Genomic DNA, 1,053 nt, shown 5'->3' with positions numbered 1-1,053 from the left:
ATGAAGACATTGAACGATAGAAGCGCACAGGTTATTTCAGAAATTGAAACATTGGCAACTGGTTATAAACAAGAATTAACTGATTTAAAAGTTACTGGTTTAGATGAAATGAATGATAAATATATTGCATCTATCACAGAAATGAACGATGTAAAAACTTCCATTACAGATATGAAGGATTCATTTGTTACTAAAGATGAATTGACTAATGAAATAGATGTAGTTTTAGAAGATAAACCTTATCAGAAATATAGTTTTACTGATGTAGAAGGTAAACGAACATATATAGGAACACTTGGAACCGAAGAAAGTGGTTACGCAAGTATTTTAGATTTACCACCTGGTTTATACGAAGCTACTATTCCTGGTGATGCTTGGACAGTCGATGCTCCACAATCGACAAGTGGTAGCGCACATATTGCAGAGATAGATGTTACCGAAGGGATAAGAAAACGCAAACAGATAAGAGTGCTGCAAAACTTATCTAACTTTGAGTATAGAGCTACTATTCATACTCAAAACGTTGATAACCCTGACGGTCGTTTTATGGGATGGAAACGAGTAATGGATGCAGAAGAATTTGAAAGCAAGAACAATGACACAGGTTGGATTCATTGGAACACTAAAGGTAGTGCTACCGAAAGAGAAGCGGATAAACCACAAGCAATACACAATGATTATAGAGTGATTGATAGAAACGGCGTTAAAACAGCATACCTAAGAATTAACGTTAATAATGTTACTACTCAAACGGCAATCGGTGACATACCTTCTATATATACACCTAAAGTTCAAAACTTTTATGTAAGAACACCAGTAACTATGAACCCAGCTGTTGTTTATATTGATATAGACGGTCAAATTTGGGTTTATTTAAACACTAACGATGTATCAAAATGGCAAACAAGCCACTATATAAATGGTGAAGTTAGTTGGATTATTGATGACACAGGAGTGGGATTATAATGAGCGAAATAGTATATCTTTATGACGGAACACCAATAACAGTCCATTTTGCATGGAATTATCCGAAGGAACCTTATACTAAAATAC

At 34.7% G+C, this 1,053-nt stretch carries 1 pseudogene; it reads left to right on the top strand.

Annotated elements, in window-relative coordinates:
- A pseudogene (locus ACF91D_RS30590) lies at positions 1–966 on the top strand (hypothetical protein); the annotation flags it as partial.
- Positions 967–1,053: the final 87 nt, after the last annotated feature.

The sequence above is a fragment of the Staphylococcus sp. 231237_7MaSpsaltlick genome, assembly GCF_043107035.1.
This window is presented reverse-complemented; position numbering and strand designations above follow the sequence as displayed.